20 protein-coding genes are annotated in these 15,349 nt (G+C 52.0%); 8 read left to right on the plus strand and 12 right to left on the minus strand.

The window, feature by feature from the left end:
* The first annotated feature begins 66 nt into the window (after positions 1–66).
* Complete coding sequence (gene trhO / locus FOB24_RS10905; protein ID WP_087857791.1) at positions 67–1,119, plus strand: oxygen-dependent tRNA uridine(34) hydroxylase TrhO; 1,053 nt, start codon at positions 67–69, stop codon at positions 1,117–1,119.
* Between the two features lie 48 nt (positions 1,120–1,167).
* Here trhO and FOB24_RS10910 read toward each other — a convergent pair whose 3' ends face one another.
* The 9 genes from FOB24_RS10910 to mdtH all read right to left on the minus strand — a co-directional run bounded on the left by FOB24_RS10910 (position 1,168) and on the right by mdtH (position 7,912).
* Positions 1,168–1,743, minus strand: coding sequence for a YceI family protein (locus FOB24_RS10910; RefSeq protein ID WP_038639660.1), 576 nt, complete (start codon positions 1,741–1,743; stop codon positions 1,168–1,170).
* 1 nt (position 1,744) lies between these two features.
* Positions 1,745–2,311, minus strand: coding sequence for a cytochrome b (locus FOB24_RS10915; protein WP_069323308.1), 567 nt, complete (start codon positions 2,309–2,311; stop codon positions 1,745–1,747).
* Between the two features lie 262 nt (positions 2,312–2,573).
* Positions 2,574–2,687, minus strand: a complete 114-nt coding sequence (locus FOB24_RS10920; protein ID WP_003036148.1) for a YceO family protein — start codon at positions 2,685–2,687, stop codon at positions 2,574–2,576.
* 50 nt (positions 2,688–2,737) lie between these two features.
* The gene (solA, locus tag FOB24_RS10925; RefSeq protein WP_150344896.1) at positions 2,738–3,856 is read right to left on the minus strand and encodes an N-methyl-L-tryptophan oxidase; all 1,119 of its coding nucleotides are present in this window, start codon (positions 3,854–3,856) and stop codon (positions 2,738–2,740) included.
* Positions 3,857–3,970: 114 nt separating this feature from the next.
* The gene (bssS, locus tag FOB24_RS10930; protein WP_003036154.1) at positions 3,971–4,225 is read right to left on the minus strand and encodes a biofilm formation regulator BssS; all 255 of its coding nucleotides are present in this window, start codon (positions 4,223–4,225) and stop codon (positions 3,971–3,973) included.
* A 340-nt stretch (positions 4,226–4,565) separates the two neighbouring features.
* Entirely contained in the window at positions 4,566–4,811 is a 246-nt protein-coding gene (gene dinI, locus FOB24_RS10935) for a DNA damage-inducible protein I (RefSeq protein WP_006685106.1), read from the minus strand.
* A 65-nt stretch (positions 4,812–4,876) separates the two neighbouring features.
* Complete coding sequence (gene pyrC / locus FOB24_RS10940; protein WP_038639670.1) at positions 4,877–5,923, minus strand: dihydroorotase; 1,047 nt, start codon at positions 5,921–5,923, stop codon at positions 4,877–4,879.
* Between the two features lie 105 nt (positions 5,924–6,028).
* Positions 6,029–6,589 carry a lipoprotein gene (locus tag FOB24_RS10945; protein ID WP_038639673.1) on the minus strand — a complete coding sequence of 187 codons (561 nt, stop codon included), beginning with the start codon at positions 6,587–6,589 and terminating at the stop codon, positions 6,029–6,031.
* 114 nt (positions 6,590–6,703) lie between these two features.
* A complete protein-coding gene (gene mdtH / locus FOB24_RS10950) occupies positions 6,704–7,912 on the minus strand; it encodes a multidrug efflux MFS transporter MdtH (protein WP_038639676.1) in 1,209 nt (402 codons plus the stop codon).
* A 259-nt stretch (positions 7,913–8,171) separates the two neighbouring features.
* Between mdtH and rimJ the strand changes: the two genes are divergently transcribed.
* From rimJ to murJ, 4 genes are all read left to right on the plus strand, one after another.
* A complete protein-coding gene (gene rimJ, locus FOB24_RS10955; protein WP_006685101.1) occupies positions 8,172–8,756 on the plus strand; it encodes a ribosomal protein S5-alanine N-acetyltransferase in 585 nt (194 codons plus the stop codon).
* Between the two features lie 32 nt (positions 8,757–8,788).
* Entirely contained in the window at positions 8,789–9,436 is a 648-nt protein-coding gene (locus FOB24_RS10960; RefSeq protein WP_069323312.1) for a YceH family protein, read from the plus strand.
* A gap of 1 nt (position 9,437) precedes the next feature.
* Positions 9,438–10,361: a Gfo/Idh/MocA family protein gene (locus tag FOB24_RS10965; RefSeq protein ID WP_150344897.1), complete on the plus strand. Its 924-nt coding sequence runs from the start codon at positions 9,438–9,440 to the stop codon at positions 10,359–10,361.
* A 198-nt stretch (positions 10,362–10,559) separates the two neighbouring features.
* On the plus strand, positions 10,560–12,095 hold the full coding sequence (gene murJ / locus FOB24_RS10970; protein WP_038639684.1) for a murein biosynthesis integral membrane protein MurJ: 1,536 nt from the start codon (positions 10,560–10,562) through the stop codon (positions 12,093–12,095).
* Positions 12,096–12,179: 84 nt separating this feature from the next.
* Here murJ and flgN read toward each other — a convergent pair whose 3' ends face one another.
* The 3 genes from flgN to flgA all read right to left on the minus strand — a co-directional run bounded on the left by flgN (position 12,180) and on the right by flgA (position 13,652).
* Entirely contained in the window at positions 12,180–12,602 is a 423-nt protein-coding gene (flgN, locus tag FOB24_RS10975) for a flagella biosynthesis chaperone FlgN (RefSeq protein WP_069323314.1), read from the minus strand.
* 3 nt (positions 12,603–12,605) lie between these two features.
* Positions 12,606–12,899 (minus strand): flagellar biosynthesis anti-sigma factor FlgM, encoded by a 294-nt coding sequence (gene flgM, locus FOB24_RS10980; RefSeq protein WP_003832153.1) that lies wholly within the window; start codon positions 12,897–12,899, stop codon positions 12,606–12,608.
* A 93-nt stretch (positions 12,900–12,992) separates the two neighbouring features.
* On the minus strand, positions 12,993–13,652 hold the full coding sequence (flgA, locus tag FOB24_RS10985) for a flagellar basal body P-ring formation chaperone FlgA (RefSeq protein WP_150344898.1): 660 nt from the start codon (positions 13,650–13,652) through the stop codon (positions 12,993–12,995).
* Positions 13,653–13,809: 157 nt separating this feature from the next.
* On the opposite strand from flgA, the gene flgB reads away from it, so the two are divergent.
* From flgB to flgD, 3 genes are read left to right on the plus strand one after another with little or no spacing between them, the layout of a single operon-like run.
* Positions 13,810–14,226 (plus strand): flagellar basal body rod protein FlgB, encoded by a 417-nt coding sequence (gene flgB, locus FOB24_RS10990; protein ID WP_038639692.1) that lies wholly within the window; start codon positions 13,810–13,812, stop codon positions 14,224–14,226.
* Between the two features lie 3 nt (positions 14,227–14,229).
* Positions 14,230–14,634 (plus strand): flagellar basal body rod protein FlgC, encoded by a 405-nt coding sequence (gene flgC / locus FOB24_RS10995; protein WP_006685091.1) that lies wholly within the window; start codon positions 14,230–14,232, stop codon positions 14,632–14,634.
* Positions 14,635–14,645: 11 nt separating this feature from the next.
* Positions 14,646–15,344: a flagellar hook assembly protein FlgD gene (gene flgD, locus FOB24_RS11000; RefSeq protein ID WP_038639698.1), complete on the plus strand. Its 699-nt coding sequence runs from the start codon at positions 14,646–14,648 to the stop codon at positions 15,342–15,344.
* Positions 15,345–15,349: the final 5 nt, after the last annotated feature.

Below are 15,349 nucleotides of genomic sequence, written 5' to 3' on the forward strand. Positions count from 1 at the left end.
TTGGCGATGTTTGCTTTATGATGCCGCCGATTTTCATTTACTCCCTATTTGCAGGATACGTACACCATGCCAGTGTTACACAACCGCATTTCGAACGACGCGCTCAAAGCCAAAATGCTGGCCGAGACTGAGCCGCGCACGACGATCTCGTTTTATAAATATTTCACCATCGATGACCCGCAACATACGCGTGATGCGTTGTACCAACTGTTCACTGCGCTGAATGTGTTCGGGCGTGTATATCTTGCCCATGAAGGCATTAACGCGCAAATCAGCGTGCCGCAAAGCAACGTGGATGCATTCCGCCAACAGCTGTATGCGTTCAATCCCGCACTGGATGGATTACGTCTTAATATCGCCCTGGACGATGACGGGAAATCATTCTGGGTGCTACGCATGAAAGTTCGCGAACGTATTGTGGCGGATGGCATTGATGATCCTGACTTTAACGCCAGCGACGTGGGTGATTACCTGAAGGCGGCAGAAGTGAACGCCATGTTGGACGATCCTGACGCGGTATTCATTGATATGCGCAACCACTATGAATATGAGGTGGGGCACTTCGAGAATGCGCTGGAGATCCCGGCAGACACGTTCCGTGACCAGTTGCCGAAAGCGGTTGAAATGATGCAGGCGCATAAAGATAAAAAAATAGTTATGTACTGCACGGGCGGGATCCGTTGTGAGAAGGCCAGCGCCTGGATGAAACACAACGGATTTAGCAAAGTCTGGCACATTGAGGGGGGGATTATTGAATATGCCCGCAAGGCGCGTGAACAGGGGCTTCCGGTACGTTTCATCGGCAAAAATTTCGTTTTTGATGAGCGTATGGGCGAAAGGATCTCTGAAGATGTTATCGCGCATTGTCATCAGTGCGGAACCGCATGCGACAGCCACACTAATTGTAAAAATGATGGCTGCCATCTGCTGTTTATTCAGTGCCCGGCTTGCGCGCAGAAGTATAAAGGCTGCTGTAGTGAGCTGTGTTGCGAAGAGAGTGAGTTGCCGGAAGAAGAGCAACGACGTCGTCGCGCCGGGCGTGAAAATGGCAACAAAATCTTTAATAAATCCCGCGGTCGTCTGAATACCAAACTGGGTATTCCGGATCCCGCGCAATAAAAATGTTGCCGGATGATGGCTATCGCCTCATCCGGCAACATTTATGCGTTACTTCTGCTGCACACCTTCCACTGAGATAATTAAATCGACTTCCTGTGAAGCAGGGCCGAGATCGGTGGTGATATTGAAGTCTTTGAGTTTAATCTTACCTTGCGCTTCAAAACCGGCGCGCGTACCACCCCATGGATCGCCACCCTGACCGATCAACTTCGCGTCCAGCGTCACTGGTTTGGTGACGCCATTCAGGGTCAGGTTACCGGTGATATCGAGGTCGTTCCCCTCTTTTTTCACGCTGGTGGAGCTAAAGGTCGCCTGCGGGAATTTGGCCACGTTAAGGAAATCCGCGCTACGCAGGTGCTTGTCGCGTTCGGCGTGGTTGGTGTCAACACTGTTGGTGTTGATGGTGACGTTAACCTTATCGGCTGCGGGATTTTTTTCATCAAAGGTGAACGTACCGTCGAAATCTTTAAAGGTGCCGTACAGCCAGCTGTAACCCAGATGCTGAATACGGAAATTAACAAAGGCATGCTGTCCCTCTTTGTCAATTTTGTAATCTGCCGCCATAGCCGATCCGGTCGTGAATAACAGAGAGGCGAGTGTCAATCCCAGCAGGTTTTTTTTCATTTTAAGCTCCATAGTCAGATGACGATTTTCCCAACATGCGATTCAGGGTATCGTCGTTATCGATAAAGTGATGTTTCAGGGCCATAAGCCCATGAAGAAGCGATAAAACCACCACGGTCCATGCCAGCCACAGGTGCAGGCTGCCGGCAAGGTCGGCCTGAGCGCCCGCGTTGGCAAGGGTGGCGGGAATATCAAACCAACCAAATACGCTTATCGCTTTGCCATCTGCGGTCGAGATCAGATAACCGCTGATAACAATCGAAAAGAGCAGGGCGTAGAGCGCAAGGTGACCCATTGCCGCTGCGATGCGGGTTAAGCGGGAATAGCTTGTCAGCGCAACTGGGGGAGGGGAGAACAACCGCCAGACAACGCGAATGACCAGTCCCATCATGAGCAGGATCCCGATGCTTTTATGCAGTTCAGGGGCCTGGTGATACCAGCCATCGTAATAACTGAGCGTGACCATCCATAAACCCAACGCAAACATGCCATATACAGCAATCGCCATCAGCCAGTGCAATGCGACAGACACCACGCCATAGCGCTGTGGACTATTAGTGAATTGCATAAGTACACCGTTAGATATTTCAGGAGTAAATGAAAATGGCGCGTAAAAGACATTAATGCAACTAATAAATAACAATGATGATGATATTTATTTTCATATTCAATAAAATTGATTGAATATTGATGTCATCATCAAGGTATTAGAGAGAATGAGCAAAAGGTGGGCATCATTACACGGTGTTGATAGGGTTTTCTTATTCAGTTTATTGCAATGAAATTTAAGTAAATATCAGTTTTTGTCAATTAGTGTCAGTGCGATCTGGTCAGAAAAACATAATATATATCACATCCATAATTGCCAGCAGCGACCATAAAATAATGTAGAGCATAAGATGCTCACGAATATTATTAACCAGATAGTGAAAGATGCGCCGCATCGATGTTATTCCTGTCATTAAAAATGGCCTCACCACGAGGCCATTAATCATTATCGCGTAAAGCGACTCAGCCTGAATGGCGTCAGGTCAAAGGCTGGCGGTTTGTCCTGCGCAAAGTCCGCGGCTATTTCCCCCAGTACGGAGGCAAACTTAAAGCCATGTCCGCTCAGTCCGGTGATGATCAGGGTATTGTCATGTTCAGGTAGCGTATCAATGATAAAGTCTTCATCCGGCGAATTATCGTAAGTGCAGGATGCACCGTGCAGACAACAGCCAATGCCTGGCAGAACTGTACGCAGGAATGGGAAAGCTTCGGAGCCATCGCAGGCCACAGCGGCAAACGGCTTGCGCTCTTCGGCTGCGTGAATTACCTGTCCGCCGTTGTGCTTACCAATTTTTAGTTCGTCGTTTTCTGCCGGAAAACCGTAGTACTGATCGCCATTTGGCAACTCGCCGGTAAAGGCCGGGAAGTTATTTTTAACGCTATAGCGGCCATCGGCTTGATACCATGCGAACACTTTGCGCACTGGCTGTATCGGCAGTTCCGGTACTAATGCCTGCACCCATGTCCCGGCGCTGACCAGGGCTTTTTTGGCGTGGTAGTCACCGTCGGCGGTTTCTACCGTGACGCCATCTTCACTATGATGAATAGCCGTGACCGGGCATTTAAACAGCTGTGCGCAGCCAGCTTCTTCAGCCAGACGAATCCAGGTTTTAATCGCTAACTCACTACGCAAAAAGCCCGACTCAGCTTCAAACAGACCAATATAATTTTCAGGTACGCGAATCTCGGGCCAACGAGCCATGATGGCGGCGGCATCAAGATGTTCGACGTTGAGTTGCCACTGTTTCGCGCTTTGCGCTGCGGTAGCTAAGAAAGTTGAATCTGCCGGGCCCAGATTGATAACCCCGGTGCGTACAAAAATCGGTTCTTCATTTTGAGTGGAAAGTTCATCCCACAATGTCTGCGCGCGCAGCACCAGCGGAACGTATTTCTCACCTTCGCCATAAGCATGACGAATTAATCGTGTGTCGCCGTGGTGGCTGCCCTGTTGATGCGGTGGCATATGCGCATCGATCATCAGAACGTTCAGACCGGCGCGAGTGGCATAGTATCCGGCTGCGGCACCCACGGAACCGCTGCCAATAATGATTAAGTCGTATTTCATCCGCTTCTCTCTGCAATCGCGATAGTAGCAGGGTAAATAACTGACCTGGAATATTCAACCGGGAAATAAGAAAGGCACCGTTAAGGTGCCTTTTGATGGTTGGATGTATCAGATTTAATGGCGCTGATACTCATTTACCTGGTAATCGCCGGATTCAATTTTGGCGATTCCTGCTTCTAATATCGAAATAAATTGCCTGGCAACATCAGTGGTTAACCAGAGCGTTTGACCAACTTCAGTCCCATCCGGGTCCGGTCGATTCGGGGTCTGGTAGTGCAAACGCAGCATCAGCGCGTCGTAGCTATCAACGGTGCTGATGTCCCATCCTACAAGCGGATGAGTCTGAATGACTTCATTATTCTTTTCCATCATGCCCCCTAATTCGTGTTACTAGACAACGGTTTTCGAGGTTCAATGCATTTTTTTTCTGAAGCAACTTCAGTATATCAATAAATAAGGGTATTCATTGAAAATTTAAAGAGGGCAGCGCATAAATTTATAGTTTTCAGCGTTATCTGACTAATAAAGCAACATGTCATTCATTTTTTTTTAGCAAGTTGCACAATTATTTTGTCGTTCTGGTTAAAAGATAACCAGGAAATTAATATTAAATTAAATGGCCACCAGGGGGAGTCTGTATTTTTTTAAAACTGCGTGTAAAAAAAAAGCCGGGGCGACCCGGCAAACAAACATCACTGCATATCATTATTTATTCATTGATAAACCAGTCATCCGCGCTTTCCCAGGTCTCCTGCAAGATCTCGCTGATGCGTTCTTTGTCCTCTTTGGTCGCGCCAATTACCGACAGATTGTTAGCTCCGGCATAACGGACGGTAACGTTACCCTCGTTATCCGGAAAATGATGATGAATACGGCGGGAGAGTTCACCTGCCAATGCGTCAATCGCACCGGCAGGCAAAGGTGAAGTTTTGGCAATAGTGACTTCAATACGCATAATAGCCCCCTGTTGAATATACTGTTTATTTATACAGTTATTCAGATCAGTTGGCTACATTTTTTTTAGCTTTTTACTGACCAGCGTACCGTTTCGCCACCCAGGAAAGGCACCAGCGAGTCATCTGCCAGCGTAATGCTCTCCGGGACATGGTGCTCCACGCGTTCAAGCTCAATAAAAGTCTCATTCACCGGCAGACCATAGAATTGCGGACCATTGAGTGAGCAGAAGGCTTCAAAATGGCTCAGTGCATTCATCTCTTCAAATACGGTGGCATAGCTGCCCAGCGCGGTCGGGGCGTTAAAACACCCGGCACAGCCGCAACTGGATTCTTTGCGATGACGGGCATGCGGCGCTGAGTCGGTACCAAGGAATGCACGGCTAAATCCGCTGGCGACCAGCTCACGTAGCGCCTGTTGGTGGACGTTACGTTTAAGGATTGGCAGACAATACAGGTGCGGACGAATGCCGCCGACCAGCATGTGGTTGCGGTTAAACATCAAATGTTGTGGCGTAATGGTGGCGGCGAGAAGCTCGTTACCATCCCGCACATATTCGGCAGCATCTTTAGTGGTGATATGTTCAAATACGACTTTCAGCGCAGTCAACCGCTGACGCAGCGGTTCCATCACCGTCTCAATAAAGCGTGCTTCGCGATCGAAAATATCGATATCCGCATGTGTCACTTCACCATGCACCAATAGCGGCATACCCAATTTTTCCATCCGTTCCAGCACAGGCATGATGGCTTCAATAGAGGTTACGCCATGCGTTGAGTTGGTGGTGGCATTCGCCGGGTAGAGTTTCGCGGCGGTAAACACACCTTCGTTGAAACCTCGCTCCAGCTCATTGGGGTCCAATGTATCCGTTAAATAACAGGTCATTAAGGGCGTGAAGTCGTGTCCGGCAGGTACCGCATCAAGAATGCGTTGGCGATAAGCGATAGCTGCATCAACTGTGGTGACGGGCGGTGCCAGGTTCGGCATGACAATGGCGCGGCCGTAAATTTCGCTGGTATAGGGCACGACAGTTTTTAACATGTCGCCATCGCGAAAGTGAAGATGCCAGTCGTCTGGGCGGCGGATCTTTAAAACCTGGGATGGTGCAGTCATCAATATGCTCCGGCTGAGGATTGTCTTTTTTGCCGGAAACAAAGGATAAGCGGAAACGTTTTCGTTTGCACGAAAAAAAAGGGCGCATCAGCGCCCTCTGGTTTATTAGTCGGTGAATGGGATGATGATTTCGCCCGGTTTCACTTCTATACCTTTCGCCAGTTTTTTCGCCAGCGCTTCACCCTGACTGCTGTCGTCCTGCAGAACATAGGCAGGCTGTTGATTAAAGTAATTACGCAGCGACTGGTTTAAATACGGCATCAGCGTTTGTAGTACCGACTGCATTTTTTCAGGTGTGACGGTCGCGTCCACGACTTCCATCTCTTGCAAGTAAATCGCGCCTTTCTCTTTATTGAAGACCGGTAGCGCTTTAAGTTTCAGCTTCATGGTGGCTTTCTGACTGCCAAACAGGGAATTCATGTCCAGATTGGCATCACCCGTCAGAGTCACTTTATTAGGCTCTTCACGCCCTATCTGACTGGCGAGATTGCTCAGTACGATGTGTGCTTCAGCGACGCCGGGCAAACCGATATCTTTTGAAAAGTTATTATGCTTCGCCAGCGCCTGATTAATCTCTTGCTCGCTAACCGTATATTGCGTGAGTTGATTACAACCAACCAACAGGCCGCCGACAATCAGTGCAGCGGCAAAAAAAAGCTTTTTCATGGGAGTCCTCAACATGATGCATATGGCGTAATCGTGACACAAAGCATCATCGAGTACCAGCGCCCCGGGCACCAGCAGAAAAAACTGAAAAGTGCTCGTGCGCCGGATTAGCTATCAGGCATCGGGTTCCAGCATGCCGCGCGTCGGGCGTTTGTGGCTGAATTGCCAGCCCAAAGCCAGGAAGGTGATGAAGCCGATAATACCGAGCATCATCCATGGCAATTCAGGCTGCGCCAGGGCTTTGCCCATATCAAACAGCCAGCCGCCGCCGACATAACCAATTGCGCCGCCGATGGCGAGCCCAAGTCGGCTGAAGCCCATGTAACTTCCTCGCGCCCGTGCATTGGCCAGCGAGGCGCTCAGGGTTTCACGCGCCGGTTCGGCGATGATCGAGCCGATATAGAAGGTGCAGATCAGCGTGAATAGCTGCTGTAAATTGCCGACCAGACCGATGGGCATCATGCTCAGAGACATCACCAGCAGACCGGCCATCAGGCGATGTTCCAGGCGAAAACGTTTTTCACTCCAGCGGGCAATAGGGTAGAGCAGCGTTAACGAGAGGCATGCTTCGATGGCATACATCCATTTCACGGCGGCAGGCGAGCCAGCGATGTCGTTCACCATGATTGGCAGCATTAACATGACCTGTACCGCCAGCATGTAATAACCCGCCAGCGTCAGCACATAGGTGACAAAACGTTTGTCATGCATCACGTGGCCCATCCCTTCACGCACCGGAATTTTCACCGTCGACAATTTCCATGCCGGGAGTAGCCAGGCGTTAAACGCCGCGCACAGAACAAACAAAATGGCTCCTGTCGCGCAGACCAGGCGGAAATCGTACTGTAACAGCCAACTGCCAAGTAACGCGCCAACCACTGCGCCTGCGCTATCCTGCATCATCAGGATAGAGAAAAAACGCCCGCGCTTTTCCGGGCGGATCAGTTTGACCACCAGCGCCGAACGGGGAGGGTCGAACAGCGTGCCGCCCAGCCCGGAAAGAAAACAGGAAAACCACAGCAGCCACGGCTCGTGGGCAATACCCATGGTGGCGAACCCGGCGGCGCGCATCAGCATACCGGTGACGATCATCGGTTTTGCGCCGAAACGGTCAGCAATAGCGCCGCCAAAAATACCCAGACCCTGCTGAATAAATTGACGCAATCCTAACGCGATCCCGACCATAACGGCAGCCCAGCCCATTTGGTCGACGAAGCGAATTGAGATCAGCGGGAAAACGACGAAGAAGCCCAGCACGACCAGCATATTATCGATGAGAAGGAAGTATTTACCCAGGTTCCTTGCCTGCGAGACTTGCGACATTTCCCCTCCCGGGAAAAACTCGTCACTCTGGTTAGAGTTTAAAAGATAAGCATCTCCTATTCTGCGGTGTCGTCATCGCTTTTCCCACCTTTGGCGGGACAATATTTTTTTATCAAAAGCCCGTCTTGATAGAGAGTTTTCATCAAAATGTGTGAATAATTCAAAAAATGGCAATTTGCTCTTTTCAAAGGGCATATTTGCACAGGTATAGTATCGCGAATAGCGTATTGAAGACGTTACGGGAAGGAGTAGGTATAGAATGTTTGGCTATCGCAGTAACGTGCCAAAAGTGCGCTTAACCACGGACCGCCTGGTCGTGCGTTTGGTGCACGAGCGTGATGCCTGGCGTCTGGCAGATTATTACGCAGAAAATCGTCATTTCTTAAAACCCTGGGAACCTATTCGCGATGAAAGCCACTGTTATCCCTCCGGCTGGCAGGCGCGTCTGAGTATGATCTCTGAGTTTCATAAACAAGGCACCGCGTATTATTTTGCGCTGCTCGATCCGGAAGAAAAAGAGATTATCGGCGTCGCGAACTTCTCGAACGTGGTGCGGGGATCTTTCCACGCTTGTTATCTCGGTTATTCCATTGCGCAAAAGTGGCAGGGGCAGGGGCTGATGTACGAAGCTTTAACCTCGGCCATTCGTTATATGCAGCGCACGCAGCATATTCACCGCATTATGGCGAACTATATGCCGCACAATAAACGTAGTGGTGACTTGCTGGCGCGACTCGGTTTTGAAAAAGAAGGGTATGCCAAAGATTACCTGCTGATTGACGGGCAGTGGCGCGATCATGTGCTGACGGCGTTGACCACATCAGAATGGACCCCTGGCCGCTAAGTTTCAGGTTAGCCTGAGTAATGGAGAAAACGATGAAATACGAATTAACCGCCACCGAAGCACGCGTGATTGGCTGTTTACTGGAAAAACAGGTCACCACGCCGGAACAGTATCCGCTTTCTGTCAATGGCGTCGTCACCGCCTGCAATCAAAAAACGAATCGTGAACCGGTGATGAATCTGTCGGAATCGGAAGTGCAGGATCAGCTTGATAACCTGGTGAAGCGGCATTTTCTGCGTACGGTGAGCGGCTTTGGTAATCGCGTCACGAAATATGAGCAGCGTTTCTGCAACTCTGAATTTGGCAATCTGAAACTCAGCGCAGGCGAGGTGGCGCTGGTCACCACGCTGTTGCTGCGCGGCGCGCAAACGCCGGGCGAACTGCGAAGCCGTGCTTCGCGAATGTACGAATTCCGCGATATGGCTGAAGTGGAGTCGACGCTGGAAAAACTGGCGACCCGTGAAGATGGCCCTTATGTGATCCGTCTGGCGCGCGAGCCGGGTAAACGCGAAAGTCGCTATATGCACCTGTTTTGCGGTGATGTTGATGAGCCCATCGCTGCGGCAGATGAACTCCCGGTCGCGTCTGGCGATCTGCAGGCGCGCGTTGAAGCCCTGGAAACAGAAGTCGCGGAACTTAAGCAGCGGCTGGATTCTTTGTTGGCGCACCTGGGAGACTAACGTGAATAAATTACGTATCGGTGTTGTCGGTCTGGGTGGCATTGCGCAAAAAGCCTGGCTGCCCGTACTGGGCAGTTCCGCAGACTGGACGCTGCAAGGCGCGTTTTCACCTTCGCGGGAAAAAGCGCTGCGTGTCTGTGAGACCTGGCGCATACCCTACGTTGACTCCCTGGTGAATCTGGCGAAAACCTGCGACGCGGTTTTCGTCCATTCCAGCACCGCGACGCATTTTGCGGTGGTCAGTGAACTCCTGAATGCCGGGGTCCATGTGTGTGTGGATAAACCGTTGGCGGAAAACCTGCGTGAGGCTGAACAACTGGTCGAGCTGGCCGCGCGGAAAAAACTGACGTTGATGGTCGGCTTTAACCGCCGATTTGCGCCGCTGTATCAGGATCTCAAAGCCATGTTGGGCAACGCAGCGTCTGTGCGTATGGATAAGCATCGTTCGGACAGCGTGGGGCCGCATGACCTGCGTTTCACTCTGCTGGATGACTATCTGCACGTGGTCGATACTGCGTTGTGGTTGGCAGGAGGGAAGGCGCAGTTAAATAGCGGTACTCTGCTGACTAATGACGCTGGCGCGATGCTCTACGCCGAGCACCATTTTTCTGTCGATCAGCTACAAATTACAACCAGTATGCATCGGCGTGCCGGTAGCCAGCGGGAGTGCGTTCAGGCGGTGACCGATGGGGGACTGATTGACGTCACAGATATGCGGGAATGGCGGGAAGAACGTGGGCAAGGTGTCGTACACAAGCCGGTAGCAGGCTGGCAAACGACCTTAGAACAGCGAGGTTTTGCCGGATGTGCGCGGCATTTCATGGAGTGTGTGCAAAATCAGACGGTTCCTCAGACGGCAGGCGAGCAGGCGCTACTGGCCCAGCGTGTTGTCGAAAAGCTATGGCGGGAGGCGATGGCTGAATAACCGCCTGTAACATCTGGCGGTAGTAATTCATTGTAATCCAGGTACTATATGCCAACTCAAAATAACACCTCTTTTCAACCATAGGCTGGCTTGTAGGCCTGATAACACGCTGCGGCGTCGCCATCAGGCACAGTGACATTGCCGGATGGCGATGTTGGTTATACGGGGTTTTGCCTCAGGGTCTGGAATACAACATAGATGAATTTATTAAAGTCGCTGGCAGCCGTCAGCTCGATGACGATGTTTTCACGTGTGCTGGGTTTTGCGCGTGATGCGATTGTCGCCAGAATCTTTGGCGCAGGGATGGCGACCGATGCCTTTTTTGTGGCCTTCAAACTTCCTAACCTGCTACGCCGAATTTTTGCTGAAGGCGCATTTTCTCAGGCGTTTGTGCCTATTCTGGCTGAATACAAAAGTAAGCAGGGTGAGGATGCTACCCGCGTGTTTGTTGCCTATGTTTCAGGGCTGCTGACGCTGGCGCTGGCCGTGGTGACGGTTGCCGGGATGCTGGCTGCGCCGTGGGTGATTTTAGTCACTGCGCCAGGGTTTGCCGACACCGCCGACAAATTTGCCTTGACTACCCAACTGCTGCGGATCACCTTTCCTTATATCCTGCTGATTTCACTGGCCTCGCTGGTCGGCGCAATCCTTAACACCTGGAACCGCTTTTCTATTCCGGCGTTTGCGCCGACCTTTTTGAATATCAGCATGATCGGTTTTGCGCTGTTTGCCGCGCCTTATTTTAATCCTCCGGTACTGGCGCTGGCATGGGCCGTGACCGTTGGCGGCGTGCTGCAACTGGTGTATCAACTGCCGCATCTGAAGAAAATTGGCATGCTGGTGCTGCCGCGCGTGAACTTCCGCGATGCGGGGGCGATGCGCGTCGTCAAGCAAATGGGGCCGGCGATCCTCGGGGTTTCCGTCAGCCAGATTTCACTGATCATCAATACGATTTTCGCCTCATTTCTGGCCTCCGGCTCGGTTTCCTGGATGTATTACGCCGACCGTTTGATGGAGTTCCCGTCCGGCGTCCTTGGCGTGGCGCTGGGGACTATCCTGTTGCCATCGCTATCAAAAAGCTTTTCCAGCGGTAATCATGATGAATATTGTCGTCTGATGGACTGGGGGCTGCGTCTGTGTTTTCTGCTGGCATTACCCAGCGCTGTGGCGTTGGGTATTCTGGCAAAACCGCTGACGGTTTCTTTGTTTCAGTACGGTAAATTTACCGCCTTTGATGCCGCCATGACCCAGCGCGCGCTGGTGGCATACTCGGTCGGTTTGATTGGTTTGATCGTGGTGAAAGTTCTGGCTCCTGGTTTTTACTCGCGCCAGGATATTAAAACGCCGGTGAAAATTGCTATTGTGACGCTGATTATGACTCAGGTGATGAACCTGGCGTTTATCGGCCCGCTGAAGCATGCCGGGCTGTCGCTGTCGATTGGTCTGGCGGCATGTCTGAACGCGTCACTGCTTTACTGGCAGTTGCGTAAACAGAAAATCTTTACCCCGCAACCGGGCTGGGCCTGGTTTCTGGCGCGTCTGGTGATTTCCGTCGTGGTGATGTCAGCGGTCCTGTTCGGGATGCTCTATATCATGCCGGACTGGTCGCAGGGAACGATGTTGTGGCGTTTACTGCGTCTGATGGCCGTCGTGGTGGCTGGGATTGCAGCTTACTTCGCCGCACTTGCTGTGCTGGGCTTTAAAGTGAAAGAGTTTGTGCGCCGGACGGCGTAACCGATAATTGCCGGATGGCGGCGTTACGCCGGATCCGGCCTGCAGAACGCGCTGGCCTGAAAGCTGCGAGCGATCAGGCTGGCATTAAATAGAGAATTTTTTCCCGCCGCGGTGCGCAGCAGAGGTTTGACCGTTTGCGCCATACAGCGCCGGCTCCTGGTGCGGTTTCAGCACTTGAATCGCTTGTTGATTACGCTCAATTTGCCCTTCCAGCAGCCATCCGTTGTGCTGGTTGAGGTCGCGCAAATGCTGCGTTTTTTGAGTGATCGTCTGCCAGCGTTCAGCAATCTCATCGTTGGCGCTGCGCGTGGCGTCATGCTCCAGACGGCGCTGCTGCTCCAGATAATCAAGGGTTGCCAGCAAAGAGCTTTTTTCTTCTGTAATACGCTGTAGCTGGCTGCCGTTGATATATCCGGCGGAAAGCTGCTGCTGCTCAGCATCCATTACCGTTTTCAGGTCATTGAGGACGGTTGTCATCTGATCAAGTATTTCTGACAAACGAGTCATACTTTATTTACTCTGTAAGTAGCTCTGTGCCTCGCGAATGAGCGAGTCGGCAATTTTTCCGGTATCCATTTTCAACTCACCGTTACGGATCGCGGTTTTTAATGCTTCGACGCGTTCCATATTGATGTCATTGGTGCCGGGCTGCATCAGTTTGGCCTGGGCGTCGCTCAGCATGACGCTGGTGCTGGTGGTCGCGGTGGTTTTTTCCTTCCGCGCTTTTTGTACCGGCGCATCGCTGGTTTCACGTGGCTGAACGGTACTGACTGGCTTCAATGGTGAGGTACGATCAATGCTCATTTTGTTTATCCTCATCGAGGGGGTACGCTATAGCGGCCCGCTGTAATCATTGGTTGTTTATCTATCGGCACACGCTAAAAAATCTTTAACCTATTATAGGTTAATAAGAATATTCCCATCAGAATCGACGATGCCGCTCACCACCTGGCCGGAAATCATCCGCACTCGCGCATTCTGTGCGACGGCGGCATTGTTCAGCGCTTTACCTTCGGCATTCACCCGAAAGCCATCGCCGTTGGCGATAACCAGTACGCGTTGGCCAGCTTTGATCCGCCAGGCCTGGCGCAACATTGAAAGCTGTATCGGCTGACCGGGAACCAGATCGCGCAGACTCACCGCGTCCTGCACCTGATTCAAATCTAACACGGCGCGCGGCGGCAGTTGGTCCAGCCGGCCTCGCTTTAACGTCACGCTGGTCGGGGTTAGCGCACTGCCCCGGGCGACGGGCGCGGCGGCAATCACGTAGTTTCCCGTGGCCTGCACATTCACCTGCAAATAACGTTTCTCGTTGGCGCAGCGGGCCAGCACGTTCACATTCCCCCACAGTTTCGCGTTGCCTGACACGCTTAATGCGGGTTGCTCGCAACTGGGCAGTAGGTTAGGCGACGTACGGATAGTGACGACCACCTCATCGCTAAATCCGGCCAGACGTTGGGAAAACCATGCCGTCAGCTGTGAATTCAGGTCTTGCGCCAGCGTCATAGGGCTGAACAGCAGTGCAGCCACAACTATTCCACGTTTAAACGTTTGCATCAAAACCTCGCGCTTTTTCAGGTAGTGGCAGGATTTTACCTGTGTGACGCAGTCATCAACGCAACAAATAGCGACGCATTTTGCGTTTATTCCGGCGATAACGCGCGCGTAATGGGATTTAAGCTGTCGGCTGAATTTTGTCATTTGCGGAGGAGATATGCTCGATAAGCTCGACGCCGCCTTACGTTTTCAACAGGAAGCGCTGAATTTGCGCGCCCAGCGCCAGGAAATATTGGCCGCCAACATTGCCAATGCCGACACGCCGGGGTATCAGGCGCGCGATCTGGATTTCGCCAGTGAATTGAAAAAAGTCATGGTGCGTGGACGGGAACAAACCGGCGGCGTCTCGTTGACGCTGACCTCTGCACAACATATTCCGGCCCAAACCGCTTCTGCTCCCGCTACGGAATTGCTCTATCGCATTCCTGACCAGCCGTCTCTGGATGGTAATACGGTGGATATGGACCGGGAACGTACGCAATTTGCAGACAACAGCCTCAAATATCAAATGGGGCTGACCGCGTTGGGCGGACAAATCAAAGGCATGATGAACGTGCTGCAAGGAGGGAACTAATTCGTGGCGCTGTTAAATATTTTTGATATCGCAGGCTCTGCGCTGACGGCGCAGTCTAAGCGTCTGAACGTGGCGGCCAGCAACATGGCGAATGCGGATAGCGTCACCGGACCCGACGGTCAACCGTATCGCGCCAAGCAGGTTGTTTTTCAGGTTGATGCCGCGCCAGGGGCGGCTACAGGCGGCGTAAAAGTGGCTGACGTTATTGAAAGCCAGGCGCCGGATAAGCTGGTGTATGAGCCGGGTAATCCGCTGGCCGATGCGAACGGCTACGTAAAAATGCCGAATGTGGACGTCGTCGGCGAGATGGTCAACACCATGTCCGCTTCGCGTAGCTACCAGGCAAACGTCGAAGTGCTCAACACCGTGAAAAGCTTGATGCTCAAAACGCTTACGTTAGGCCAGTAAAGGAGACGCACATGTCTGTTGCTGTAACCATGAATGACCCGAGCAATGCAGGCGTTAAAGCCGCTACCGGGAATAGCTCCCTGACGGGCAGTAATGCCGCTGACCTGCAAAGCAGTTTTCTGACGCTGCTGGTCGCACAGTTGAAAAACCAGGACCCAACTAACCCGCTGCAAAACAACGAACTGACCACCCAACTGGCGCAAATCAGCACCGTGAGTGGGATTGAGAAACTGAACACCACGCTGGGGTCTATTTCCGGGCAGATCGACAACAGTCAGTCGCTGCAGGCCAGTACGTTGATTGGTCACGGCGTCATGATCCCCGGCACCACCATCCTGACCGGTAAAGGTACGGAAGAGGGCGCGAAAACCACCACCACGCCGTTTGGCGTTGAGCTGCAGCAGCCAGCAGATAAGGTCACTGCAACGATTACCGATAAAGACGGCAAAGTGATACGCACTATTGATATCGGCGGCTTGAAAGCAGGAGTTCATACCTTTACCTGGGACGGCACCATGACCGATGGCACGGATGCGCCAAGCGGTTCTTATAACGTCTCAATTGCTGCCAGCAATGGCGGAACGCAACTGGTGGCGCAGCCGCTTCAGTTTGCGCTGGTGCAGGGTGTTATTCGCAGTAACGGCGGTAATACGCTGGACCTGGGCACCTATGGAACCACCACCCTCGACGAAGTACGGCAAATAATCTAAGCCCT

The organism is Citrobacter werkmanii (assembly GCF_008693645.1).
Taxonomy (GTDB): Bacteria; Pseudomonadota; Gammaproteobacteria; order Enterobacterales; family Enterobacteriaceae; genus Citrobacter; species Citrobacter werkmanii.

Excerpts from the sequence above, each read along its gene's own strand:
- trhO (WP_087857791.1), top strand. The coding sequence starts at position 67 with ATGCCAGTGTTACACAACCGCATTTCGAACGACGCGCTCAAAGCCAAA.
- murJ (WP_038639684.1), top strand. The coding sequence starts at position 10,560 with ATGAATTTATTAAAGTCGCTGGCAGCCGTCAGCTCGATGACGATGTTT.
- rimJ (WP_006685101.1), top strand. The coding sequence starts at position 8,172 with ATGTTTGGCTATCGCAGTAACGTGCCAAAAGTGCGCTTAACCACGGAC.
- flgN (WP_069323314.1), bottom strand. The coding sequence starts at position 12,602 with ATGACTCGTTTGTCAGAAATACTTGATCAGATGACAACCGTCCTCAAT.
- pyrC (WP_038639670.1), bottom strand. The coding sequence starts at position 5,923 with ATGACTGCACCATCCCAGGTTTTAAAGATCCGCCGCCCAGACGACTGG.
- mdtH (WP_038639676.1), bottom strand. The coding sequence starts at position 7,912 with ATGTCGCAAGTCTCGCAGGCAAGGAACCTGGGTAAATACTTCCTTCTC.
- FOB24_RS10945 (WP_038639673.1), bottom strand. The coding sequence starts at position 6,589 with ATGAAAAAGCTTTTTTTTGCCGCTGCACTGATTGTCGGCGGCCTGTTG.
- FOB24_RS10920 (WP_003036148.1), bottom strand. The coding sequence starts at position 2,687 with ATGCGGCGCATCTTTCACTATCTGGTTAATAATATTCGTGAGCATCTT.
- FOB24_RS10960 (WP_069323312.1), top strand. The coding sequence starts at position 8,789 with ATGAAATACGAATTAACCGCCACCGAAGCACGCGTGATTGGCTGTTTA.
- bssS (WP_003036154.1), bottom strand. The coding sequence starts at position 4,225 with ATGGAAAAGAATAATGAAGTCATTCAGACTCATCCGCTTGTAGGATGG.
- dinI (WP_006685106.1), bottom strand. The coding sequence starts at position 4,811 with ATGCGTATTGAAGTCACTATTGCCAAAACTTCACCTTTGCCTGCCGGT.
- solA (WP_150344896.1), bottom strand. The coding sequence starts at position 3,856 with ATGAAATACGACTTAATCATTATTGGCAGCGGTTCCGTGGGTGCCGCA.
- flgB (WP_038639692.1), top strand. The coding sequence starts at position 13,810 with ATGCTCGATAAGCTCGACGCCGCCTTACGTTTTCAACAGGAAGCGCTG.
- flgM (WP_003832153.1), bottom strand. The coding sequence starts at position 12,899 with ATGAGCATTGATCGTACCTCACCATTGAAGCCAGTCAGTACCGTTCAG.
- FOB24_RS10915 (WP_069323308.1), bottom strand. The coding sequence starts at position 2,311 with ATGCAATTCACTAATAGTCCACAGCGCTATGGCGTGGTGTCTGTCGCA.
- FOB24_RS10910 (WP_038639660.1), bottom strand. The coding sequence starts at position 1,743 with ATGAAAAAAAACCTGCTGGGATTGACACTCGCCTCTCTGTTATTCACG.
- flgD (WP_038639698.1), top strand. The coding sequence starts at position 14,646 with ATGTCTGTTGCTGTAACCATGAATGACCCGAGCAATGCAGGCGTTAAA.
- flgA (WP_150344898.1), bottom strand. The coding sequence starts at position 13,652 with ATGCAAACGTTTAAACGTGGAATAGTTGTGGCTGCACTGCTGTTCAGC.